30 protein-coding genes are annotated in these 22,007 nt (G+C 64.6%); 16 read left to right on the top strand and 14 right to left on the bottom strand.

Features of this window, described 5'->3' with window-relative positions:
• Positions 1 to 17 precede the first annotated feature (17 nt).
• The 8 genes from ASF34_RS23715 to ASF34_RS01070 all read left to right on the top strand — a co-directional run bounded on the left by ASF34_RS23715 (position 18) and on the right by ASF34_RS01070 (position 12,990).
• The gene (locus ASF34_RS23715; protein WP_443136519.1) at positions 18 to 338 is read left to right on the top strand and encodes a phage tail assembly chaperone; all 321 of its coding nucleotides are present in this window, start codon (positions 18 to 20) and stop codon (positions 336 to 338) included.
• Positions 339 to 3,980 (top strand): phage tail length tape measure family protein, encoded by a 3,642-nt coding sequence (locus ASF34_RS01100; RefSeq protein ID WP_056157789.1) that lies wholly within the window; start codon positions 339 to 341, stop codon positions 3,978 to 3,980. It begins immediately after the preceding gene.
• A 354-nt stretch (positions 3,981 to 4,334) separates the two neighbouring features.
• The gene (locus ASF34_RS01095) at positions 4,335 to 4,751 is read left to right on the top strand and encodes a hypothetical protein (RefSeq protein WP_156465577.1); all 417 of its coding nucleotides are present in this window, start codon (positions 4,335 to 4,337) and stop codon (positions 4,749 to 4,751) included.
• A complete protein-coding gene (locus ASF34_RS01090) occupies positions 4,751 to 5,263 on the top strand; it encodes a hypothetical protein (protein ID WP_056157782.1) in 513 nt (170 codons plus the stop codon). Before ASF34_RS01095 ends, ASF34_RS01090 begins: the two co-directional genes overlap by 1 nt.
• A gap of 144 nt (positions 5,264 to 5,407) precedes the next feature.
• On the top strand, positions 5,408 to 5,860 hold the full coding sequence (locus tag ASF34_RS01085; RefSeq protein ID WP_056157779.1) for a C40 family peptidase: 453 nt from the start codon (positions 5,408 to 5,410) through the stop codon (positions 5,858 to 5,860).
• Positions 5,861 to 5,931: 71 nt separating this feature from the next.
• Positions 5,932 to 9,657, top strand: a complete 3,726-nt coding sequence (gene gpJ / locus ASF34_RS01080) for a TipJ family phage tail tip protein (protein WP_056157777.1) — start codon at positions 5,932 to 5,934, stop codon at positions 9,655 to 9,657.
• Positions 9,658 to 9,735: 78 nt separating this feature from the next.
• Positions 9,736 to 12,195, top strand: a complete 2,460-nt coding sequence (locus ASF34_RS01075; protein WP_156465576.1) for a hypothetical protein — start codon at positions 9,736 to 9,738, stop codon at positions 12,193 to 12,195.
• A 3-nt stretch (positions 12,196 to 12,198) separates the two neighbouring features.
• Positions 12,199 to 12,990 carry a hypothetical protein gene (locus ASF34_RS01070; protein WP_056157771.1) on the top strand — a complete coding sequence of 264 codons (792 nt, stop codon included), beginning with the start codon at positions 12,199 to 12,201 and terminating at the stop codon, positions 12,988 to 12,990.
• A gap of 4 nt (positions 12,991 to 12,994) precedes the next feature.
• Here ASF34_RS01070 and ASF34_RS22555 read toward each other — a convergent pair whose 3' ends face one another.
• The gene (locus ASF34_RS22555) at positions 12,995 to 13,153 is read right to left on the bottom strand and encodes a hypothetical protein (RefSeq protein ID WP_156465575.1); all 159 of its coding nucleotides are present in this window, start codon (positions 13,151 to 13,153) and stop codon (positions 12,995 to 12,997) included.
• 416 nt (positions 13,154 to 13,569) lie between these two features.
• Here ASF34_RS22555 and ASF34_RS01060 point away from each other — a divergent pair, with 416 nt between their 5' ends.
• From ASF34_RS01060 to ASF34_RS01035, 5 genes are all read left to right on the top strand, one after another.
• Positions 13,570 to 13,713: a hypothetical protein gene (locus ASF34_RS01060; RefSeq protein WP_156465574.1), complete on the top strand. Its 144-nt coding sequence runs from the start codon at positions 13,570 to 13,572 to the stop codon at positions 13,711 to 13,713.
• Between the two features lie 120 nt (positions 13,714 to 13,833).
• Entirely contained in the window at positions 13,834 to 14,637 is an 804-nt protein-coding gene (locus ASF34_RS01055) for a hypothetical protein (protein WP_244478856.1), read from the top strand.
• A gap of 117 nt (positions 14,638 to 14,754) precedes the next feature.
• Positions 14,755 to 15,438, top strand: coding sequence for a hypothetical protein (locus tag ASF34_RS01050; protein WP_244478855.1), 684 nt, complete (start codon positions 14,755 to 14,757; stop codon positions 15,436 to 15,438).
• An 11-nt stretch (positions 15,439 to 15,449) separates the two neighbouring features.
• A complete protein-coding gene (locus ASF34_RS01045; RefSeq protein WP_056157763.1) occupies positions 15,450 to 15,869 on the top strand; it encodes a hypothetical protein in 420 nt (139 codons plus the stop codon).
• Positions 15,870 to 16,176: 307 nt separating this feature from the next.
• Positions 16,177 to 16,761 carry a hypothetical protein gene (locus ASF34_RS01035; RefSeq protein ID WP_056157755.1) on the top strand — a complete coding sequence of 195 codons (585 nt, stop codon included), beginning with the start codon at positions 16,177 to 16,179 and terminating at the stop codon, positions 16,759 to 16,761.
• Positions 16,762 to 16,972: 211 nt separating this feature from the next.
• Here ASF34_RS01035 and ASF34_RS22550 read toward each other — a convergent pair whose 3' ends face one another.
• The 12 genes from ASF34_RS22550 to ASF34_RS00985 all read right to left on the bottom strand — a co-directional run bounded on the left by ASF34_RS22550 (position 16,973) and on the right by ASF34_RS00985 (position 20,504).
• Positions 16,973 to 17,332: a hypothetical protein gene (locus tag ASF34_RS22550; protein WP_156465573.1), complete on the bottom strand. Its 360-nt coding sequence runs from the start codon at positions 17,330 to 17,332 to the stop codon at positions 16,973 to 16,975.
• A gap of 234 nt (positions 17,333 to 17,566) precedes the next feature.
• Positions 17,567 to 17,815 (bottom strand): hypothetical protein, encoded by a 249-nt coding sequence (locus ASF34_RS01030; RefSeq protein ID WP_056157752.1) that lies wholly within the window; start codon positions 17,813 to 17,815, stop codon positions 17,567 to 17,569.
• 28 nt (positions 17,816 to 17,843) lie between these two features.
• Complete coding sequence (locus ASF34_RS01025; protein ID WP_156465572.1) at positions 17,844 to 18,080, bottom strand: hypothetical protein; 237 nt, start codon at positions 18,078 to 18,080, stop codon at positions 17,844 to 17,846.
• Between the two features lie 63 nt (positions 18,081 to 18,143).
• Positions 18,144 to 18,371 (bottom strand): hypothetical protein, encoded by a 228-nt coding sequence (locus ASF34_RS01020; protein WP_056157746.1) that lies wholly within the window; start codon positions 18,369 to 18,371, stop codon positions 18,144 to 18,146.
• 70 nt (positions 18,372 to 18,441) lie between these two features.
• Positions 18,442 to 18,642, bottom strand: a complete 201-nt coding sequence (locus ASF34_RS01015) for a hypothetical protein (protein ID WP_056157744.1) — start codon at positions 18,640 to 18,642, stop codon at positions 18,442 to 18,444.
• Positions 18,639 to 18,767 carry a hypothetical protein gene (locus tag ASF34_RS23565; RefSeq protein WP_274533735.1) on the bottom strand — a complete coding sequence of 43 codons (129 nt, stop codon included), beginning with the start codon at positions 18,765 to 18,767 and terminating at the stop codon, positions 18,639 to 18,641. Before ASF34_RS23565 ends, ASF34_RS01015 begins: the two co-directional genes overlap by 4 nt.
• A complete protein-coding gene (locus tag ASF34_RS01010; RefSeq protein ID WP_056157740.1) occupies positions 18,764 to 19,030 on the bottom strand; it encodes a hypothetical protein in 267 nt (88 codons plus the stop codon). The genes ASF34_RS23565 and ASF34_RS01010 overlap by 4 nt, the downstream gene beginning before the upstream one ends.
• A complete protein-coding gene (locus tag ASF34_RS01005) occupies positions 19,027 to 19,275 on the bottom strand; it encodes a hypothetical protein (RefSeq protein ID WP_156465571.1) in 249 nt (82 codons plus the stop codon). Before ASF34_RS01005 ends, ASF34_RS01010 begins: the two co-directional genes overlap by 4 nt.
• The gene (locus tag ASF34_RS01000; RefSeq protein ID WP_056157733.1) at positions 19,272 to 19,493 is read right to left on the bottom strand and encodes a hypothetical protein; all 222 of its coding nucleotides are present in this window, start codon (positions 19,491 to 19,493) and stop codon (positions 19,272 to 19,274) included. Before ASF34_RS01000 ends, ASF34_RS01005 begins: the two co-directional genes overlap by 4 nt.
• The gene (locus tag ASF34_RS00995) at positions 19,490 to 19,696 is read right to left on the bottom strand and encodes a hypothetical protein (RefSeq protein WP_056157730.1); all 207 of its coding nucleotides are present in this window, start codon (positions 19,694 to 19,696) and stop codon (positions 19,490 to 19,492) included. The genes ASF34_RS01000 and ASF34_RS00995 overlap by 4 nt, the downstream gene beginning before the upstream one ends.
• Entirely contained in the window at positions 19,693 to 19,878 is a 186-nt protein-coding gene (locus tag ASF34_RS00990; RefSeq protein WP_210166710.1) for a hypothetical protein, read from the bottom strand. Before ASF34_RS00990 ends, ASF34_RS00995 begins: the two co-directional genes overlap by 4 nt.
• 44 nt (positions 19,879 to 19,922) lie before the next feature.
• Complete coding sequence (locus ASF34_RS00985; RefSeq protein ID WP_156465569.1) at positions 19,923 to 20,504, bottom strand: hypothetical protein; 582 nt, start codon at positions 20,502 to 20,504, stop codon at positions 19,923 to 19,925.
• 130 nt (positions 20,505 to 20,634) lie between these two features.
• On the opposite strand from ASF34_RS00985, the gene ASF34_RS00980 reads away from it, so the two are divergent.
• From ASF34_RS00980 to ASF34_RS00970, 3 genes are all read left to right on the top strand, one after another.
• Positions 20,635 to 20,820: a hypothetical protein gene (locus ASF34_RS00980; RefSeq protein ID WP_056157719.1), complete on the top strand. Its 186-nt coding sequence runs from the start codon at positions 20,635 to 20,637 to the stop codon at positions 20,818 to 20,820.
• 4 nt (positions 20,821 to 20,824) lie between these two features.
• Positions 20,825 to 21,061: a hypothetical protein gene (locus ASF34_RS00975; RefSeq protein ID WP_156465568.1), complete on the top strand. Its 237-nt coding sequence runs from the start codon at positions 20,825 to 20,827 to the stop codon at positions 21,059 to 21,061.
• A gap of 120 nt (positions 21,062 to 21,181) precedes the next feature.
• Entirely contained in the window at positions 21,182 to 21,391 is a 210-nt protein-coding gene (locus ASF34_RS00970) for a hypothetical protein (RefSeq protein ID WP_056157714.1), read from the top strand.
• A 3-nt stretch (positions 21,392 to 21,394) separates the two neighbouring features.
• Here the strand turns inward: ASF34_RS00970 and ASF34_RS00965 are convergent, their stop codons facing one another.
• A complete protein-coding gene (locus ASF34_RS00965; protein WP_056157711.1) occupies positions 21,395 to 21,727 on the bottom strand; it encodes a hypothetical protein in 333 nt (110 codons plus the stop codon).
• Positions 21,728 to 22,007: the final 280 nt, after the last annotated feature.

The raw sequence follows: 22,007 nt of genomic DNA, 5'->3' as shown, positions 1-22,007 counted from the left end.
CCGCCCTCCGCTGGCAGCTGGAGTGGGGCGAGCGGGCCGAGTGGCTGGCCGATCTGGCCGAAGAAGATGGGATTGAGCCAAAAGCGCTCATCGACCGTCCAGACCTCCCCGAGCACCTGATCTTCGCCTGGGACGCCTTCTGGCGGCTTTCCGGCGACCGGCAACTGGGGTTCGGCTCGCCGGGGCCAATCCAGTTCGCGTCGATCGACCGCTACGCCGAACGGTTCGGCATCTTGGCCACCGAAGAATTCGACCGGTTCTGCCGTCTGGTCCGGGCGATGGACGACGAGTGGCGACGCTACATCGCGAAGAAGCTGGACGAGGGGAGGAAGAAGTAGATGGTCTCCCTGAATACCGTCCGCAGCATCAAGGTCAGTTACATCTCCGAGGGTGCGGAGAAGTTCAAGACCGATGCTCAGTCAGCCGCTGCCGCTCAGGACAACCTCGGTCAGGCGACGGAGCGGACCGCCGTCACGACGGAGACTGCGTCCCGCCGCATGCTTTCCGTGAGCACGGCGACTGATCGCGTGCGCGCCTCGGTCGACCAAGCGTTTCGCGCTCAGCAGATGCTGGAGCGTCAGACCTCTACCTTGAACCGCGGACTTCAGCAGGGAGCCCTCGATACCGCTACCTACGACCGGACCCTCGGGCTGCTTCAGGCCCGCTTCGGTGCGTCTGCCAGCGCGGCGGATCGTACTGCCGCGGCATGGAAGAACCTCGGCGCGGCCGGCGATGCTGTTTCGCGGGCCATGACGCCCGTGGGCCGCCTTTCCGGCCTGTCTTCGGATGGTTCGGTGCCAGTGCGACCCGGCATGACCGCGCCGACGGCGGCCAATCAGAACGGGCGCCTCCGCGCGGATCAGGCGCAGAACCTCCTCTATCAGGGCGGCGATATCGTTGCTCAGCTTGGTAGCGGCTCCGGCCTCGGCATGATCGCCATGCAGCAGGGGCCGCAGATCGCGCAGGTTTTTGCCGGCCCCGGCGGCGCGAGCGTGAAGGGAGCCCTGTCTCAGGCGGGTGAGGCGGCTTCTGGCTTCCTTGGCCGTATCGGGCTGGTCGGCGGCGCCATCGGCGGTGTAACGGCTATTGTGCTCGGCGGTGTCGCCGCATGGCTTTCGTATTCCTCATCGCAGAAGGAGCTTGAGCGAAACCTCGCCGGGCTAGGTCGGGCGTCTGGGGCTACTAGCGCTGCCATCGGCGCTCTGGCCCCTGCCGCTGCCGATGCTGGCGACGTATCCATCCGCTCGGCTCGTCAGATGGCTGGCGAGTACGCCGCCACGGGCAAAATCGGCACAGAGATGTACGTTGGCCTTATCGGCTCGGCGAAGGATTACGCAGCCACCACCGGCCAGGATCTGGGCGATGCGAACAAGGCCCTGGCGGCGGCATTCGCTGACCCGGCCAAAGGCGCGGAAGCCCTCAATAGCCAGTTGGGGTTCCTAAATGATCGGACGTCGGAGACGATCCGCCGGCTTCAGTCCCAGGGCGATCGTCTTGGGGCTCAGCGAGTGCTATTTGATGCCTACAAAGCAAGCTTGACCGACGCGACCGAATTAACTTCAGGCTGGGGGCGTATGACCTCTACCGTCGGGGCGGTGGTTGCCGACGTCTGGGACCGTATCGGGAAGACTATTGACAAGGGTATTACGGGCGGATCGCTGGAAGATAGAATTGCGTCTGCTCAGAAGGCGGTTGAGATCGCTAGGGCGTCTCAGACAAGTCGCGTCGGTTCATTTCGCAGCGCTATCTCTGGACGTGATCCGGCCGCCGAGCAAAAGAAGCTTGACGAATTGCTGGACAAGCAGCGCAAGCAACAGGAAGCGGCGACACGGGCCGGCGCTGCCGCGCGGTCGCGTGAGATCGGCGGGATTGTCCGCGAGCTTGATCCGACCAATGCTGCCTTCAGCGACACGCAGAACCGCGTCGAGCTACTGCGGAAGGCAATCTCGGACCCGGTAAAGTTCGGGCTGGATACCGGACTGCTGGCGCAGGCGCGCACCGCCTTCGAGCAACTGAGCACCCAAGCGCGCAACACGCGCGAGGACATCGAGCGCTTCGGCAGCCCTGCGGTTGCCGCCGCCAATCGACAGGCCCGCTCCGAAAATCAGCTGGCGACCGATCGGGCAAACCCGGTCGATCGTCAGATCGCCGATCTGCGCTTCCAGTACGATGAGAAGATCCGGGCGCTGAACCTCGCGCCGGGCGCGACGCGTGAGACCATCTCACAGCCCTTCAACGAGCGGATGAACAATCCGAACCTCGACTCTCGTGAGCTCCAGACGATTGCTTCGGAGCGGAACGTCGCGCTTCGCGCTATCACGGAGCGCGAAGGCCTGACCGAGAACCTGAACCTCGCGATCGACAGCCTGAAAAAGACGACGGAGGTTCAGGCCACACGTTCGCAGAGCATCAGCTCCTACATGGAGCGCGTCATCGGTGCTGAGAGCAGCGGAGACACGACCGCCAAGAACCCGCTTTCGACCGCAACCGGCCTTGGCCAGTTCATCGAAAAGACGTGGCTCGGCCTGTACAAGGAGCGCTTCCCGGAGCGTGCCGCTGGCATGTCGCGGGATGAAATACTGGCTCGTCGAACCGATCGCGGCGATAGCGTCGAGTTGATCCGCGCCCTTACCGAGCAGAACTCGCGGGCCTTGGAGAAGGCCGGTCTCGCGACGACCGACCGCAACCTCTACCTCGCGCATTTTGCGGGCGCCCAGGGCGCCGTTGACCTTCTCAAGGCCGATCGCGGGACGAGCGCAGCGTCCATCCTTGGTGCTGACGCAGCGCGCGCCAATCCGACGATCGTCGGCGGCGGCCGCACGGTGGGGAGCGTCATCGATTATGCGGATCGAGCCATCAACAAGGGGGCTCCGTCGATCCGCTCGGCCGAGCGCGAAGTCGCCACCCTTCGTCAGCAGGCGACTCTCACGGATCAGACCACCGAGGCCGAGGCGCGCCGGCAGAAGATCCAGGAACTGCTGAACGACGACCTGCAGCGGGCCGGCGCTCTCGGGCGGACCTTCGCCACCTCCCAGGATCTCCTAAAGGCATCTGCCTCGCAGCTGACGCCTGAGATGGAGACGCAGCGTAAGGTCATCATCGAGACGGCGGAGGCCTACGCCAAGGCACAGGCGAACTTGGAAAATAGCCGCATCGGTCGCGATGCCCTGTTCGACCGGGCGCAGATCGGGCGTACACAGCAAGAGCAGTCTGTGGCGTCGCGCCTCCGCGGCACAGGCCTCGGCTTGGACTCGGTTGAGGCGGATGCTCTGCGCCTGAACGACAACCTCCGCGAAACGAAGTCCCTCGCCACCGACGCCTTCAGCTCCATGCTGACGGACCTGCGCCAGGGCACGACGCTCGTCAAGTCGCTGGAGACCATCACGGGGCGCCTCGCCGACAAGCTGCTTTCCAAAGCTGCTGATAGCGTGATGTCGAACCTGTTCGCGGGGGCGGGTGGCTCAGGTGCAGGCGGTGGCTTCCTGAGCACCATCATGAGCGCCATTGGCCTCGGCGGGGGCGCCGGTACGGACATCGCAGCTGCGAGCGCTCGTGGAGCCTCCAACCCGGCCCTCTACGGCCCCGGCTTCGCCAATGGTGGCTTCACTGGCTCAGGCGGGCGGAACGAGGTCGCTGGCCCGGTCCATAAGGGTGAGTACGTCTTCGATGCCGCCGCCACGGCCCGGATCGGCGTCGCAAGCCTGGAAGCCATGCGGACAAACCGTCGTGGCTGGGCTGACGGCGGATATGTCGGGAATGCGCCGACTTGGATGGCGCCGCCGGCGAATGGGTCCCAGCAGCAGATCATCTTCGCCCCTAACATCATCCCGCCAGATGGCTATCGGGCCGAAACTAGGGAAGTTGATGACGGGCAGGGCGGCCGGAAGCCGGAAATCACCTTTGCAGAAATCACCGCACAGGGCATCCGGAGCCCACAGGGGCAACAGGCCCTTGCCCAGCGTCGTGTCGCCCGTCGTTAGGCGCACGCTCGCACTTTCGGCAGGTACAGCCCGCCTCCGCCATGGTCGCTAAGGGCGACGTAGGTTGCCGCGCTTCCTCGCCCTTGCGGCTCAATATCGACGATGGCCAGAGTCGTATTGTTGACGGTGTAGTGGACCGTCCAGCCCTTCTCTGTCCGCTGCGTCGAGGCTGGCAGTGCATCGCCAGATGACCACGCGGCGGAGATGCAGCCAGCGAGTTGCTCAGGTGGCTTTGCCGAAGTCAGGGCCACCTGGTTTCTCCCAGTGGATCGCATCTCACCCATGGATGGGATGCAGCCCGCAAGGGCCGCGGCACACAGGCATAACCCAACAGAACGAGCGAGCAAAAGCTTCATGGCGGTTCCTGTATGGCCAGACAGCCTCCCTGATAAGGCAAGCCGTGAGAACTTCAATGAAGGCTCTCGCGACGGCCGCCTCCGGACGCAGATGGAGCGCGGCCCGCCCAAAAACCGCATTGGGACCAGCATCGACCCGAAGCCGATCTCGCTCGCTCTGCGCATCAACGTCGAGCAGTGGAACGCCTTCGATACGTTCTGGGCTGCCAATAAGGCGCTGCCCTTCTGGTTCCTCGACCAGACGCGCGGCGACGTCCAACTGACCACCGACGACGGCTCGCCCATCTACACGGCTGACGGCGCGCCGCTGAAGAACACGGATTGGTGGCTTTGCATGTTTGGTGATGCGCGGCCGGCAGCGAACAACCTCGGCGCGGCACAGTACAGTCTCAGCTTCAACCTCGCGGTTCTCTGATGCCCCGCGTCGTCTCTCTGAACGCACGCGCGGCGGTGAATGCGCCCAACACCGACCAAGTGCCCGTCCTTTTGGTGACAATCCGCCACCCAAGCCTGACGGCGCCGGCCTACCTGTCCAGCGACCCAACTGTGCGCCTCTCCATTGAGCCTCTCGTCTACGGCACCAAACACGCTGGTAACGACTACCTCTACGTTCTCGTTGGCGCGGTCCTGCCGGACGACCAGAAAGACAGCCCGCCGAAGACAACACTGACGTTTGAGAACATCGACAAGGACATGGCCAAGGTCCTCCGCGGCATCACGCCCGGAACCTACGCAAGTGTTGATCTTGACATAGTGCTCGCTGGCTCGCCCGAGGTGGTCGAGCGCAGTCATACCAATTTACGTGGCGTTCGGGGCAGCTACGACGCCGCTCAGGTCTCCCTCGACATCTCTCGCGAGCCATTCACGTCCGAACCTTGGCCCGACGGCCGGATGACGTCCAGCCGCTTCCCGAGCCTGTTCCAGTGACGCGGACGCAGGTTGCCCTTTCGAGCGCGACGGCTGCCATCACCGGCGCCGCTCTCGGATGGGACGGCGTTCAGGTCGCAGTTGCCGTCTGCGCCAGCGCGGGCGCCGCGCTCGTCATCAACCTCTTCAGCCGATAGGCTCCTCATGCATTGGTCTACGCCGTACATCGGCCTGCCCTGGCAGGTTGGCGGACTCACGCGCGACGGTATCGCGTGCTGGGGCTTGGCGCGCCTCGTCTATGCCGAGTGCCTCGGCATCTCCGTGCCGGACTATGCGGCCGAGGTGCCGTCGATCGATGAGCGCGCCGAGGTCGCCGCTATCTTCGCCGAGGGCACGTCGTCTGCCGGCCCTTGGGTCGAGGTCGCCCTTGGCGGCCTGCCGCTTGATGTCGTCCAGGAGTTCGACATCCTCGTGTTCCAGCGTGCCGGCCTGGCCCATCACGTTGGCATCGCCATCGGCGGCGGTCGCATGCTCCACATCGACCGGGATCAGGACAGCTGTCTCGTCGACCACACGACGGGCCGTTGGGCGCCGCGTCTGGTCGGGGCATACCGGCACAAAGCGCGCATCCTCGACATGACCATGGAAGCCGCTTGATGGGCGGCCCTGTCAGCGTTCTCGCGCTTCCCCATTTGCTCGACCCCTCCAGAGGGCGCGTCGAGTTTGCAATGGGGGCGGGGCAGACCCTGGCCGATCTCGTGTCGCGCGCTCTTCCAGAGGCGGGTGCGTTCGGTATCGACAGCCTTCGCGTCACGATCAACGGCAACCCGATCGATGCTCCCTTCTGGCGTTCGGTGAAGCCGAAGCCAGGGATGCACGTCCTCATCCGCGTTGTCCCGCAAGGCGACGTTCTGAAGAGCGTGCTCACCATCGCCTTGACCGTGGCGGCGGTAGCGGCGGGGCAATACTACGCCCTCGGCCTTTTGGAAGTGCTGAGCATTGGTGCGACCGCCGCAACAACTGCCGCAGCCTCCGCCGCCATCACCGCTACCGTCCTCGTCGCCGGCACGCTCCTCATCAACGCGCTGATCCCCTCGCGTACCGACAAGAAGGACGCCCCGACCTACGCCATTCAGGGCATCCGCAATCAGGCGACCCCTGACGGCGTGATCCCTTTCGTCCTCGGCAAGGTGCGCTACGCCCCGGTCTATGCTGGCCTGCCCTACACCGAGACGGTGGGCGACGAGCGATACATCCGCGCGCTCTTCACCTTCGGCTACGGCCCGCTGCGCCTCACGAACCTCCGGATCGGCGACACTCCGATCGAGAAGTACAAAGACGTCCAGTACGAGGTCCGTGAGGGCTACGCCTCCGATGCGCCCGTCACGCTCTACCCGAACCAGGTCATCGAGAAGGCGCTGCAGGTCGAGCTAACGTCCGCCGGCATTTCCGCTGGCCCACAATCGCGGTTCACGGCGGCCGATGCGGCGAACGCCTCCATCGATCTCACGTTCCCCGGCGGGCTTGGCGGCGTCGACAAGGACGGCAGGAAGGTTGCCGTCGAGGCGACGTTCATCGCCCGCTACCGCAAGGCCGGCACGGAGCCCTGGCTCGGCACGCTGCCGCTGTCGGTGTTCGCCAAGCTGTCGGGCAAGCCTTTCACCCGGACGTTTGCGATCCCCTTCCCCGAGCGCGGGCGCTACGAGATCGAACTCGCTCGCACCAGCGCCGACTTCGACCGTCCGGACCAGGATTTGTCGAAGAAGGAGATCCAGCGGACCGGCCGCTCGGTGTGGTCGGCGCTCCGCTCCTTCCGGCCCGAATACCCGATCAACTTCGGCAAGCCGCTCGCTGTCGTGGCTGTCCGCATCCGCGCCACGGGCCAGCTGAACGGCACGCTCGACGAGTTCAACGCCGATGCCCAGACGCTTTGCCCGGATTGGGACGCTGCGACGAACGCCTACATCACGCGGGAGACCCGCAATCCGGCCTCGCTGTTCCGCTATGTCCTGAACGGGCCTGGCATCACCTATCCGCTGACGGCAGACGAGATCGACGCTCTGAAGGAGTGGCACGCGTTCTGTGTCGCCAACAGCCTCTTCTACAACCGCGTCCACGACTACGAGGCATCCGTCCTCGACGTGCTCTCCGACATCGCTGGCGCCGGCCGGGCCAGTCCACATGATAGCGGAACGAGTTGGGGCGTCGTCGTCGACCGCGCGCTGACAACCATTACGGCCCACATCACCCCGCGCAATTCCTGGGGCTTCCAGGGGGAGACCTCCTACTCGCAGTTCCCAGACGCCTTCCGCGTCACTTTCCTCGACGAGACGAACTCATACGCGCAGGCCGAGCGCATCGTGCCGTGGCCCGGCTTCTCCGGCGATCCGAAGGTGTTTGAGAAGCTGGACTTGCCCGGCATCACCAGCCCGGACCAGGTCTGGAAGGAGACCCGCAAGCGCCAGTACGAACTGATCCATCGGCCCCACAGCTACACGGTCAACCAGGACTTCGAGAGCCTGGTCGTCACCCGCGGCGATCGGGTCGAACTCGGCCATGACGTGCTGGACCGCAATCAGGTCGCGGCCCGCGTCCGCACCGTCGTCGGCAAGGTGGTCATGCTCGACGAGCCTGTGACCATGGAGGCCGGCAAGAGCTACGCCTGCCGGTTCCGGCGCGCTGACGGCGCCTCTCTCATCCAGCCGGTCCAGACCATCGCCGGCACGACCAGCACCATCACCTTGACGGGTACAGGCGACACGCCAGCCCGTGACGACCTTGCCATGTTCGGCGAAGCCACACGCGAAACCCTCGCTTGCACGGTCAAGGGCGTCGAGGCGATGGAGAACTTCACCGCCCGCCTTTCGCTCGTCGACCACGCGCCTCAGATTGAGACGCTGGTGGCGAACGATGTGCCGCCGGCCTGGAGCGGCCGCGCCGGCGGGCCGGCACAGAGTGTCCCAGATGTTCCGCTGGCACCGATGGTGACAGGCATCGCATCGGGCAAGCTAGCGCTCGACTCCGTCACGACCGCAAATCCCTATCCGGTCATTGTCTCCCTGGAGGCGAGCCCACTCAGCTACGTCCCGCTCGCCTCGTTCGATGTTCAGACCCGCAAGGCTGGCGTCACGACGTGGACCACGACGAGCCGGCCCTCCGGAGCAGGGGCCGTCGTCATCGCCGGCTACACCAAGGGTGATGCGCTCGAGATCCAGGCCAGGGCGGTATCGGCCCGCGGTACGCCCGGCGAATGGACCGCCAGCGTCTTCCACACTGTTGCTGCGTCGGATGCGACGACGCCGGTTAATCTCGTCGCCGCGATCGAGCGCTCTGCGATCAACGGCTCAACGACCGCAGCCTTCCTCCGCCTCACCTGCAATACGCCAGTGCGGGACGACCTATCTCTTATCGGCCGCTACCGCGCGACAGGCGCAACGGCTTGGACGGCGATCCCGCTCAACTCGTCCAGCCGCACCTCCATCCTGGCCGGGCCTCTGACGGACGGAGAGACCTACACTGTCGAGGGCGCGCTTTCGACGGATGCGGGGTCGGATATCAGTTCGTACATCCCGGCCGGCGGCTCGCCGATCAAGGCGACGGCCGACAGCGTTGCCCCCTCGGTGCCGACCTACACCTCGGCAACGCTCAGCGGGACAACGGTCACCCATGTGGTCAAGCAGGCCGGTGGCAACGCTCGCAGCGTCCAGCTTTTCCGCGCGCAGGGCTTCGGTTCCACCTTCGCCAGTGCCGCACTCAGCGCCAGCAAGGCCGTCGACGCGAACCAGACCGACACACTCACCGACACGATCTCGCTCGGCTACATCACCTGGTGGCTCACGGCGCAGAACGGGTCTGGTGTGTCGAGCGTGCCGAGCGCCTCGCAGTCGCTCCTCTACGTCACTCAGCCGGGCAACGTCACGCAGTTCCCGAACGACCTGACGAACGCGGTCTGGACGAAGACGGCCGCCACGGCGGCGCTCAACGGCACCGGGCCGGATGGCGCCGCCGCCACGATGATCTCGGAGACGGCGACCACCGGCACGCACACGGTCGCCTACAAGGCCACGGGCCTCGCCTCCGGCTCCAAGCTCCGCGCTGTCTGGGGCCTGAAGGCCGCTGGCCGCTCAGCAGGCCGTATCGACCTTATCAACAGCGGCGGCACGGGCAACGGTGACTATGCGCGTGTGGCCTTCGACCTCGTGGCCGGCACCATCACGGTCGGCGCGGTCAGCGGAACGACCTTCAGCAGCGTCACGGCAACCATTCAGAAGGTGTCCGCAGACTTCTGGCTGCTCATTATCACGGCGAACACCTCGGCCTCCGCCGGGACGTCCGGAGCCATGGCGATCGAGGATCGTCTGAACCTCGGCACTGGCGGCGCGACCATCTCCTACGCTGGCGACACCACCAAGGGCCTGCTCGCCTGGGCCTGCTCGCTCGCGCCCATCACCTAACCCCACACGCCTTTCCATTCACCGAGCCTGACGCTGCCCCGCTGACACGCGGGCGCTGGCGCGCGGGGAGATGCCTGCATGTCCGATGGGTTTCGCACGACCAACTTGCCGATGGCCGAAGGGGACATCCTCGTCGAGCTAATTGGCAATGCTCAGGTCCAAGGTTTTGGCCCGCTCGCCACGCGCAGGATGACGGTTGCGCAGTTTCAGACGCAGCTTCTTAGCAGCACTAGTGCTGTCGGCGTCCGGTTCACCAACATTGAGAACCGCCTGACGACTGCCGAGGGCCTAACCAGCCAGATCCCGGGGTTGACCAGCCGCGTCACCACTCTGGAGGGTCTTGCCGGCATCTCGCCCGGCACGGACCTCGCGGCAGATGGCACGACAGTCCGTTCGACGCGGTACTGGGGGCGCCCTGGCGAGGCGATCCGAACGTGGACCGCTGCCGCCAACGCCACGGCTCAGGCGGCCACTCCGCTTACCGTCGGCGGGGCCTACAGCATCACCACCGATGGCCCCGGCAAAGGGCCGGCGCTGCGCATCACCGGCAACGCCTACGCCACCTCCATCGCCAAGACGCACCTGGACGATGGCGAGATCGTCGAGTTCACGTTCCGCATCGCCCGGCGCGTCGACAACACCGGCACCAACGCCGCCGCGAACAACGTCCCGGTCCTGGAGCTTCGTAGCTACAAGCCCGACGGTACGGACAATGGAACGGCCGCCCTCCCGGCGACGACGCTTCTCGCCGCTGACGGCCTTCGGACAGTCACCTATCGCGCCTGCCTGACGCCCGGCGTCGGCTCGGTCGATCTGCCCGCCAACACCCGGTTCATCAGCCCGCTATTCGGTGAGCGCGGCACCGGCGCGGTCGAGCTCACCTCCTGCGATCGCAAGACGCAAGACCCGGCCGTCACTGCTCTCGACCTGCGCACCGCCGATCTGCCCGCCACGTTCATCACCGATTCCGACGTCTACGATGAGGAGAACAAGCGGGTTGTCTACGCCGCTGTCGGCAGCGAGGGGCGCGGCGCTCACTACATCACGGAAGATGGCTCGGTCGTCACTGGCCGGACCTCTCAGGAACTCGTCGACCTCGAAGATACCTCGATCGCCTATGCCGAGGTGGACAAGAACTTCCGCCCGATCCGGATCGTCTACCTTGATGGATCGGTGTCCTACCCTGGCGGCGTTCGCGGCTTTTCCTCTGGAGGCGGAGGAGGTGGCACAACTATCGCCGCACGCGGTCCCCAGGTCGCTCCCAGCCTGAAATATCGGCTACTTTACGGCCAGTCGCTCGCCACTGGCACCGCCGGACTGCCGCTGCTCTCGACCACCCCCCTCTATGACACGCTGATGTTCACGGGCGGCATCCGACTGCTCGCTAACCCGGACATGACGTCATTCACCAATGCGGTGGAGACGCAGGACAGCGCTCTCGGTGAGACCGGCGCGGTGGCCAGCGCCCATCACTCGTCGACCTACCTCGCGGCGCTGACCGGGCTCACCCCTACCACCCTCGGCTCGAACTATTTCGTGGCCTCTGGCGGTCGTGGCGGCGCGACGCTTGCCCGGCTCGCAAAGGGGTCCGGCTACTACACCAACATGCTGACCATCGCATCAAGCGCGATGCCGATCGCGGTAGCGTCGGGCCGAACCTTCGGCATGTCGGTCATCGAGTTCATCCACGGTCAGGCTGACTACGCCTTCGGCACGTCCCGCCTTTCCTATGCCAACGGCCTCGTCCAGTTCCGGAAGGATTTGGAGGCGGACACGAAGGCGCAGACGGGCCAAAGCGGCATCATCCCGATGCTGGTCAGTCAGGCGGGATGTCAGGCGGCCTACTATCTCCGCATGTCGTCGGATGCGCCGACCCAGCGCGCCTATCCTGACGCTCCTGCCACGCCTGAGATCGACATGGCGATGATGGATGCGGCAGCCGCCGATCCGAACACCATCGTGCACATGTCGCTGTATTGCACGGGCGACCTCGACGGCGGTGACGGCATCCACCGCGGCTCCGAGGATTATCGCATGATCGGCCGCAACCGAGGGCGGGCGGCGGCTAAGATCGAGAAAGCGCTGGCTGACGGTACCCCGTTCCCGGAAGTCGCCGTCCGGCCGCTGTCCTACATCGCTCAAAAGCGGTCGATCCGGATCAAGATGTCCGTGCCCTACGGACCGCTGGTGTTCGACACGAGTTGGGTGCTGCCGACCTTCAACAACGGTTTCGACATCTGGGATGCAGGCGGGGCCTCGCCGGTCCTGGCCAACATCATCCAGTCCGTCGCGATCGTCGGCAAGGACACGATCGAGATCAAGCTCAACGCTGATCTGCCTGCGACGTGGCTGTGCTCCTACGCGTGGGGCCGCAACGTCTCCGCCGATGGTGGGCGCTCCAAGGGCGCGCGCGGCAACCTGCGCGACAGCGAGGGCGACAGCCCCACTGGCTCGAACAATACCTACGTCGACAATTCGGGCGTGACCCGCCGGCTCGACAATTACTGCCTCCTCTTCGCCCTCACGAACAAGGTCTGAGCCATGGCGACCATCGTCCGATCCAAGGATCTCTCGATCACCAATCTGGCGATCCCGAAGCTCTACATTCCGCTTGCGGCCGAGACAAAGGATTTGCTGGCGGCGATGACCGTACAGCCGTCCTCGGCTATCCGGTCGCTCATCAACAAGACGATCGCCGATTCCAAGGATGCCCTGCTGTGGCCGAAGTTTCGGTCCGTTCACGCCTTTGGCCTACCGACGCAGCAAGCGGCCTTCCTCGACTGGAAGCTGCCTTCGCGCGCCGCGCCCATCATCACGGGCGAAATCGCCTACAACGCTCGCGGCAATCTCGTGCCCGACGGCTCTACGGGCTTCCTCGACATGGGGTTCAGCGCGAACTCGCTCGGCCTGACGGTCAACAACGCCGGCGCGTCGTGTAAATTCGGACCCGGCACCGGCCCTCTGTTCGGCACCACGAGCTCCAGCGGAAACCTCTTCCACGCCAGCGTTTCCAGCGGCAACGCCCTGACGTCCCGCCTCAACCAAACGGCGGCACAGGATGGCATCGCTCTCCCGTCGAACCAGGGCCATCTGACCATCACGCGCGCCTCTGCGGACGCCTACAGTCGCTATCACGATGGACTAAGCGTCACCGCCGCGCCGAGCGCATCATCTGCGATTGCGACGAACAACTTCGCCCTGTTCCGTCAAGGCAACGCCTACGGCACGCACGGCATCTCAATGTTCGTGACACACACCGCGCTCAGCTCGGCGGACAACGCAGCCTTGTTCCAGATCATGACCACGTTCGTCGAACGCATCGCGACGATCTGAGGGGCTATCCACCTGCCGCGCGCAGCGCCTCAAGCGAAGGGTAGCCCTGCTTTCCGAGGGAGGCGGCAACACCGTTCAGGTGCGCGTGGATCTGGTCGTGTTCGGCGGGCGGCGCGTTGACCTCCAGGCAGAAGGGTAGCCCGGCTTCGATGATCATCCGCATGTAGGTCTCCGCCTCCCTGCATACGAAATCGACCCCATCGCCTCGGATGGCCTTCGTGTCTCCGAATTTCCCCGTGTCGATGATGACCTCAAGCTTCGGCGTCCAACCCGAATTATGACCCATGTTGCTTTAGCTCTGCCTTAGATGTTGCTTGCCACCTCTGTGGATGGCGATGGTAGTCGCATGCGCTCCGGCGGCAAGAGTGCGTAAAACACAAAGCCTCGCTCGGGTGCTTTGAGTCGGAAACCCGCCAATCCCTTCCCGAGCCGGCCGGTCGCCGCGCAACCCCTACATCGTGAGAACGAACTCATTCCAAAATTGAATGAGTTCGACACCACGCTAACCCATTGAATTTGTTCCGTTACGGGAATTCCCGTTTCGGTTTCGTCACCACCCCTCCCATCGTGAGAACCACCATGGGCCGCGCCATTCTCGCGTTCGCGCTTCTCTGCGCGCTGGCCTCGCCGGTCGCAGCCACTCGTCCCCGCACGGTCTGCGTGTCCGTCGACATCGAGGGCATCCCGTCCCTCGTCTGCTCTCGGCCGGCGCGGCGGCGCTGATCCTTTCCCCGAAACTGTGAGACCATAACCATGGCCGCAAGCCTGAACCGGGCCGCGTTCTTTGACGCTGTGCGTCGGACGCCGTTCAATGGCGGACTGACCGCGTCGCAGGTGTCTGGAATGGACGCCATGCTCGACATGGCGCCGCCTGACATGGGCATCGCCCTGCTGGCCTACAGTTTCGCTACCGCAGCGTGGGAGACTGGCAAGCAGATGCAGCCGGTCTCCGAGAACCTTAACTACACGTCGGCGGCGCGCATTCGGCAGGTCTGGCCCTCGCGGTTCCCGACGCTCGCCTCTGCCGAGCCCTACGTCCGCAACCCGCAGGCTCTAGCGAACAAGGTCTACGGCGGGCGCCTCGGCAACAAGCTGCCGACCGACGGGTGGGATTTCCGAGGAATGGGGCTGGTTCAGGCCACCGCACGCGACAACGCCCGCCGGGCAACAGGGCGCCTGCAGGACCTCGGCTACCTCACGCGATCTCAGGACTTGGAGGTGACCCCCTCGCTGATGCTGACGCCCGACGTGGCCGCCGCCATGCTCTTCGTGGGCCTCAGCGAAGGCTGGTACACGGGCAAGAAGCTGGCGGACTACTTCGGCCCCGGCCGGGAGAACCCGACCAACGCGCGGGCCATGGTGAACCCGGACACCAACGGCCCGGCTGTCGCCACCCTCTACACCGCATTCAAGGCCGCGCTGGTGGCCGCCGGCTACGAGCCGAACGCGGTCGCTCCGTCTATTCCGACACCGCCCGTCACCGTGGCTCCGATCCCCTCTGCCTCCCCCAGCCCCCTCGTCCAGCCGGCGCCGCGGAAGAGCGGTGTGCTGCCGGCTCCGAAGCCGCTGCCGGAGCCGACCTACGATGTGAAGCCCTCGTGGGGCTCGCGGCTGACGTCGTGGCTGATGCGGCCCTGGTTCGGGTGAAGCAACTACCGAGGATTTTGCGGTAGTTCGACACCACCCTAACCCAGTGATTTTGTTACGTTATGGGCATTCCCATAGCGCTTTCGTCACCACCCCCTCCCACATCGTGAGATCATCATGACCCGCTTTTCCCTCGCGGCGCTGGCGTTTGCCTGTGCCGTCTCGCCCACGTTCGCCATGGGCCACATCGATCTGCCGGCGAGCTACCCGCCCTCGTCCAGCTACGCCAATGCCGCCATCCTCGGCAGCGTGGGCGCGATCCTGTTCATGGTCGTCGCCGTGTTCGCCAAACACGCGCGTGCGACGGCGGCGATGGCCTGCCTGTCGATGATGCTGTTGTCCGGCGTCGCGTTGGCCGCTGAAGTCGTCGCCACCGTGCCGACGACTGCCGTCATCCTCCCGTATGGCGAATGGCTCCTCGCCGCCGCCAACCTCTTCACCGCCGTGATCGTGCCGGTCCTCGGCGGGTTCCTCATCCAAGCTGTGACGAAGGTCTATCCCTGGGCCGCCCTGTTCCTCACGCAGAAGCGCGTGGAGCAGATGGCGAACGCCGTCACCGAGTACGCTGTGAACGCCGTCCCTGGGGCTGTGAAGGAAGGCAAGCTGTCCATCCCGGTGGGCTCGGCCGTCATCGCCAAAGCGATCCAGTACGCAGTCGATGCCGCTCCGGCGAAGGCACTTGCTGCGGCCGGCGGTCCCGAGGGCCTGGCCAAGATCATCTTCCGCAAGCTCAATCTCGTGGATGAGGCGAACGAGACGAACGTGCTTCTGCCGGCCATCGCAAAGCTGCCCGGTAAGTAGGGTTCCGACGCGTGCCGAACGTGCAAGCCACGGCCGAAAAGACGGCCGACTTCTACCTGAGCCAGGGCACGCTCGGCGCGACCTGCGTAGCCCTGGCCCTATTCATCGTCGTGCTGCTGGCCGTGATCCGACACCTCTACAAGGATATCCAGAAGCTCCATGCCGAGCGGCTGGCTGAGCAGCGGGCGATGATTACGGTCATCGAGGGCGCTCGTGACGCGCACGGTGATCTCAAGGAAGCGCTCCGCGGCGTCGAGGCCACGCTCGGCGCGAGGGCGCAGGCCTTGTCGGACCTGTCTCATCAGGTCGAGCGCACGGCCCAGGATGCGAGGCACGGCTTCGCCAATACGAGCCAAATGGCCACCGGCCTCGTGGAGATGGTGCGCGATCTGCGCGACATGCTCCGCGGTCGAAGCGGGGGCGCTCCATGACCTGGTGGGAGCGCATCATGATGACCTTCTTCCCTCGGCACCATCCCCCTGAGGATCAGTCCACTCGGCTCAAACACGCTGTCGCCGGAATGCTCTCGGCACAGCGCGGCACAGCCGAGGAGTCACAAGGCGTGAAGGCTGCAGCCCGCCGAGATCTCACTGAAATTCGAGCCGAGAGCGGCCGCATCCGGGCGCGGACCAACGCGCAGCGCGAGAAAGCGCGACCGGGCCAGACCAGCGAGGCGAGGAGCCTCGTGGACGACATGCTCCGTGGAATGGAGCGCCCGAGCAGCAGGGATGCAGGATCGTGATCTACAACGACGACCGACCGGAGCAGATCCGCGGTGCGATCTGGCTGACGGTGCTGTTCCTGGCCATCGTCTACGGTGTCATCAACGCCTTCGTCCCCAACTCGGACATGAATATCGCCATCGGCGTGCTGCAGGCAGCTGCGGCGACGATGGTGGTCTACATCTACGGCCGGGACGCGTGGGCCGCGATCAGAGCGAAGCAGCCGAAGCGGACGGACTTCCTCATCGTGGGGATCGTCCTCGCTTGGCTCTCGACCGACGGGCAGGCCATCCTCGCGGTGATCTTTCGCCTGTCGGGCATGCCGGCGTGGTTCGTGAACTCGGAGATCTACGCGCCGATCCGGCTTCTGTCGGTGGTCGCCGCCGTTCTCCACATCAGTGCGCCTGGTGCGGTTGACGGCGTGGTCCCGAGGAAGAACCGTCTGGCGATGGGAGTAGGGCTCGGAGGGGCTGTCCTGCTCGTCCTGGCGCTCCTATGGAGCCGTCCGGATATTGGGCCGCTCCTCGAACGCACCCGGCCGTACATCTCGGACTTCTTCCAGACCGGATCAGCTGCCGCGCCTGGAGCATCGCCAGCGTAGGCGCCCCCACCCGACGCGCTACCGCGCCTGTCGGTCGTCCTGAGAGCACGAGAGACCCCGCCCGGCGAAAGCTGGTGCGGGGTCTTTTTGTTAGTTCGTTTCGCGGCCGGCCAGTTGGTAAGGATTCCTTACGTACTGCCGCCTCGCCCTGCATTGGTGTTGCAAATGGCCTCGTTCAGCTTCGGCTGGGCGGGGCCGATTTCGTTTGGGCTCAAGCCCATCCGGGGATTGGTTGTGCTGGCATGAAATCTCGCTCGCGATATGGCGTTTGCCCAGAGATCGGCATCCGCTCCCCAGCGCTCGTTAGAGGCCAGCCTTTTTCGTCTTTGACGCCATAGCCAGGCACATAGTTGCTGCTCACTTCGTACGTTTCGCCGCATGCTTCACAAGCGTACCCGCTGGTCAGGCAGACTTCAGGATAACCGGTCCACCCAAGCGTCGCACCGGTTTGATCCCGCCAGAGCCACAGGAAACCTTTCTGCATGCCCTTTTGCGGCGCTTCGCCATGACAGCACGGACACGGGGCGTGTTTTACCTTACGGGCGGCCTGCATCTTGATCCAACCGAACATCCTCACCTCCTCACGCGTCGTCTGGCTTAGGCCGGGCGGTCCTCTTCCAGAAGCGCCTTCAGCCTCGCGATTTCAGCTTGGTCCGCTTTCCAGATCAGATACGGCGCCGACAGTAGCCGGACGACGATGATCCCGATCACAGCCCCCCGCTGCCATCCAAGCGATGAGTTCGCCGACTGTCATGGCCATCCGCGTCTTCTCCTCAAGCCCGGCCGCCGTCAGGGCGGGGAGGGGCTACTCGTTGACCGGGGCGATGTAGATCCATTCCTTCCATTCGTCCGCCCCGCGAATGCCATCCACATACGAGCCGTTGATGATGGAGAGTTCGCCGTCGATCCGGCGAGCATCGTCCTCGGTCGGCGTCGGATCATTCTCAGGATCAAGCAGATAGGCGCGAACCGCATCTTTCGCCTCGTCGAGCGTCGAATGGATCGTCGCGTTTCGCCCGCCATCATTGTTCGTGCCTAGAACCACATATCGCATCGTTTCTTTCTCCCCTCCGCCGGGCGGATCAGCCTGGGGTGGTGGTCGGCGGAGCCGCAAGGGCGCCATCAATCATCGACTTCCACATCTCGTCAGGCTCGCCACACAGCATGTGGACGACATCACCGTCTTGCCGAACCACCATCTTCATCTCGCGCATTGCGGCGAGCACTTTCCGCGCCTTTGCGTAGGACGCCTTCGACGGGAACGGCGCTCCGCTGATGGCCTGGGCCACCGTTTCAACCATTGCGTTTGTCTCGCTCATCACCATTCCCCTCCTTGATCCACCACGACGAAACTCAGCGCCTCCAGCTTGGAGAGGGGGCGGTTAGGGGATGGGCTCACTCTCCACGCAGCGGCGCGTGATGCGCTTGCAGTCACCAATCTTGCAGTCGCAGGGCTCGGTCGCAGCCTCCGCCGATGCGGCCGTTGCGATCACTGCCCGCAGCCTCTCGATCTCCTCAATCGCGTCCCGTACCAGTTCGGCTTCCTCTGAATACTCATCGGCCGAGAATTGTTCGGCGATTTCGTAGAGTTCGTTGATTAGGTTGCTCATCGTCCTGTTCCTCTTCTCCCGCCGGATGCCCGAGGTGAGGGTTAGGGGGTGTCGAGAGGGGTGCGCTTCTTCATGACGCCAACCTCTCTGCCTTCTCCCGCAAAGCCTGCGCTTCCATCTTGACGAGATGAGCCTGTTTCAGTCCGCGCATCTTCTCTGCGGTGCCGCCACAATGCCGGGTGCTATCCGCCGCCATTTCGTCGGCCAACCGTTCCAAGCGGTCTGCTTCGGCGATAAGCGGCGCGGCATCGGCCTTGTCTTGGGCGCTCACCAGCGTTCCCCCTGCTCAATCCACGTTGAGACAAAGACGCGGATGACGACTATCCGATTTAGGCGTTGATCCAATATCCAGCCCTGTTGGGTCGGGGCGTCGGCGAGCTTGGTGCGGCTGGTCATCGTGCGAACTCCCGGCATCGAACCGTCACCCGCGTGCAATCGCCGATCCGGCAGTTGCACAGCTCGCTCGGGGCGTTCGGATCGGTTTGTTCGTAAAGCGCCTTCCAGCCGTCGCGCTGCCGGACCTCGTTGGCGACCGCATCGCCAATCGCACGGTTGATCTGGTCGGCGAGCCGCGCGACGCCTGCCGTATCTGAGAACTTGTCCCAGCCATTGGCGGCACCCTCTGCGATGGCACGGGCCTTTTCGTATTGCTCGCTCACGGCAACTCCTCTCCAAGTTCCGAGAGCGGTATCGTCGCGCGGACGGTCGCCGTGTAACCGCTGTGGTAGGAGGGTGAGCCCTCCATGTTCTTCTCGATCTCGACCTTTCCGTGCTTGCGGATGGTCTCGACCGAAATGCCGGACGCTTCGGCCACGGCCTTCTCGATCAGGGCATCGAGTTGGCCCCGCCGGAGATGGGCGTAGAGCACGCGTTCGTGCTTCTCGGTGTTATTGATCTCCATCACGCGATATCCTTGGTGGCAGGCTTCCAGCCCATGAAGGTCTGAAGGGTGTCGGCGATCCGGGAAGCGACGGAGCAGTGCTCCTTGTTCGCGCCGTAGGTCGTCATGTGCTCGCCGTGGGGCACTGGGTCGTCACCAACCTTGCGCGCGTAAATGACGACCTGATCGTAGCCATAGGCCTCGGCGATTTGGCGGGCAGCGCTGATGGGGATGCGTTTCACAGCTCGTACCCCCGCAGGTCTTCCAAGCACCCGATCATCGCGACGGTATCGCCTTCGGCCAGGGCCTTCTGAGCGGCGTCGAGCGAGGCCCGCATCATGGTCGCGGCAAAGATGCCTTCGGGGATCGTGAGGTAGGCCGGTAGCACCTTGTCGCGGACGCGGGTCATCTCGCGCGGGAGGGCGTCGCCTAGGGTGTCGGTCATTTGGCATCCTCCAGCGGTACCGTCTCAGGCGGCTCGTAGGCAGTCCCGCAGATCGGGCAGAACTTGGCGAGGAGGCCCGGCGGCTTCTTTCCGCGCGGATTGACCTTCTCGACGACGAGCATGGCCGTCTGCTTGAAGCCCGTGCTGTCAGCCGTGAAGCGCGTGCCGATCTGCCCGTTCAAGGGCGCGAACATCTCGTCGATTTTGGCAATGCAGTTGCAGGCCATCAGACCCTCACCATCTCGCCGGGGTTGGTCAGCACTTCGCCGTCGCGGATCACCATCGAAGGCGCCCAGCCCGACTTGCAGAATGCGTCGGCGGCTTCTTTGCCCCAGCCAGCCTTGAACTGATGTTGATGGTCGGTCTCTACCAAGAGCCGTTCGATATCAGCAGCGAGCATTGCTCTGACTGCGCGGCTTTGATCCCAGAAGTCGCCCCATTCGGCGAGGTAGGCGGCCAGTTCTTCAAGGGTGGCGAACGGTGGTGAGACCGGAGTGCCCTCGCTCACGGTCTCCCAAAGCTGAAACCACGTCGCCTCCTCATTGCTGAAAGGGCGGTAGCGCTTCGGGTCCGGCTGCTTGCCGTAATACCCCTCAAACGTCGTTTCTTCGGACGCGTACTCGGGGCGCTCGCCAGCATCCCACCGAGCCTTGTCGGCCTCCCATTCCGCTAGCGCCTCAGCGTAGGTCTGATCGTGGAGGGCCACATAGGAGAGCTTCGAATGCCAGCCTTCGCCCATGCCCCATCCGAAGCGCATCTGCGTCGGGTGAGACCAGTTCGGGGGCACTCGACGAATTTCACGGCCCATCACTTCGCTCCTTCCGAGATATCTCGCATCCTACCGTGCGCCGTGGTAGAACACAATCCGAGATATCTCGGAAGCGAGTGGAATGCGGCCTAACTTGACGAGTTCAGAGATATCCCGTCCAAGCCGTCCGATGGCGCGGCCGAAGAACGAATTCGAGAAGGTGCTGCTGCGGCTGAAGCCCGGCACGAATGCCCGCATCGACGAGGTGCGTGGCGACAAGGATCGCGCGTCGTTCGTCCGTCAGGCCATTGATCTTGCCGTCGAAGCCGAACTCAAGCGCCGCGAGCGCAAGCCGAAGCCCGGTTCGGGGGAGTGAGGGAATGACAGACACAGTAATGCTTGAACGTGTCGCCCGCGCCATCGCGGAGGCCTTCGACGAGGATTTCTCGGCGGATGCGGAGCGGTACATGATCCGAGCGCGGCACGCCGTCTACGCGATGAAGAACCCACTGCCAGAGGTCAATTCCGCTATCGTCCGAGACCAGCCGAAGGAGTACCGGGTCGTCATGCAACTCGGCTACGAGCGCGGCTTGGATGCCGTCCTGGGCTTTGGTTAACCCCTCGTTAACCCTTCCCCCGGCATCTTTCGGACTACGCCCGGAGGCCACCATGACGCTCACCGTTTTCGATCCGATCTCGGGCAAGCTGGTGACGATCAAGGTGCCGGTCAGGAAGCCATGTCCCTGAGCCTCTACCGCATCGGACCCGACGAGCATCACCTGATCCAGGGTGGCGAGGTCGTCGGCAATCTGGCGCGAGAGGAAGGCAAGTCGAGCTGGCGGGTCTCGCTGCTTGAGGAAGCGGGGACAATCCGGCAGCGTCTTTTCAGATCGTTCGACGCGGCGCTCGAATGGCTGGGCCTGCCAGCCGTGTCCGAGCCGGTTTAGGGCTCACCAGGGCATCGGCCGCGTGCTCATCGTGTCGACCCTCTTCCGCCGGCCGTTCTTCCGCTCAATCCAGATCTCGGCGCAGCATAAGGCGAGGTCTGGACCCCAATCGTAATCGCCCTTCCAGTTCGGATCGCGGCCGGGGAAGTTCCGGAAGTCCGCTGACTCGCGCAGGATCAGCCTCAGCCGGAACTCGCCGTCGTGCTGGCGCTGGAGGAGGCCGCGCAGGCACTCCGATGATGCGACCCAAGCCGCGCCACCCTTGCTGTCGGGGAAGTTGCGCGGGCCGTATTCATCGGACGTGAGCTCGCGCCAGGGCGGGCCTTCGTCGCTCACCGCTTCTCCCTCTCCCGCTTCTCGGCCAAGGCCTTCAGCGCCTCAGCATACAGCCCAACCTGATCCTTGGGGATGTAGGCGCCTCTGTCCGTCATCGTGGCGAGGCGGGCGGCTGTGGCGCGTAGGTCGGTGGGGGTGTCCATGCGGTTAGGGTAGGCGCTGAGCCTCGGCGGGCAAGGTTGCAGCTGCAGTCTCCAAGGCTTTCGGATGGCCGACATCGCAACCATCCCATTCGCATGTCTCGCGTTCGTCGTCCCCATCGGCCACCGGCTTTTCCGAT

The organism is Methylobacterium sp. Leaf106, from assembly GCF_001422895.1.
GTDB lineage: Bacteria > Pseudomonadota > Alphaproteobacteria > Rhizobiales > Beijerinckiaceae > Methylobacterium > Methylobacterium bullatum.
This window is presented reverse-complemented; position numbering and strand designations above follow the sequence as displayed.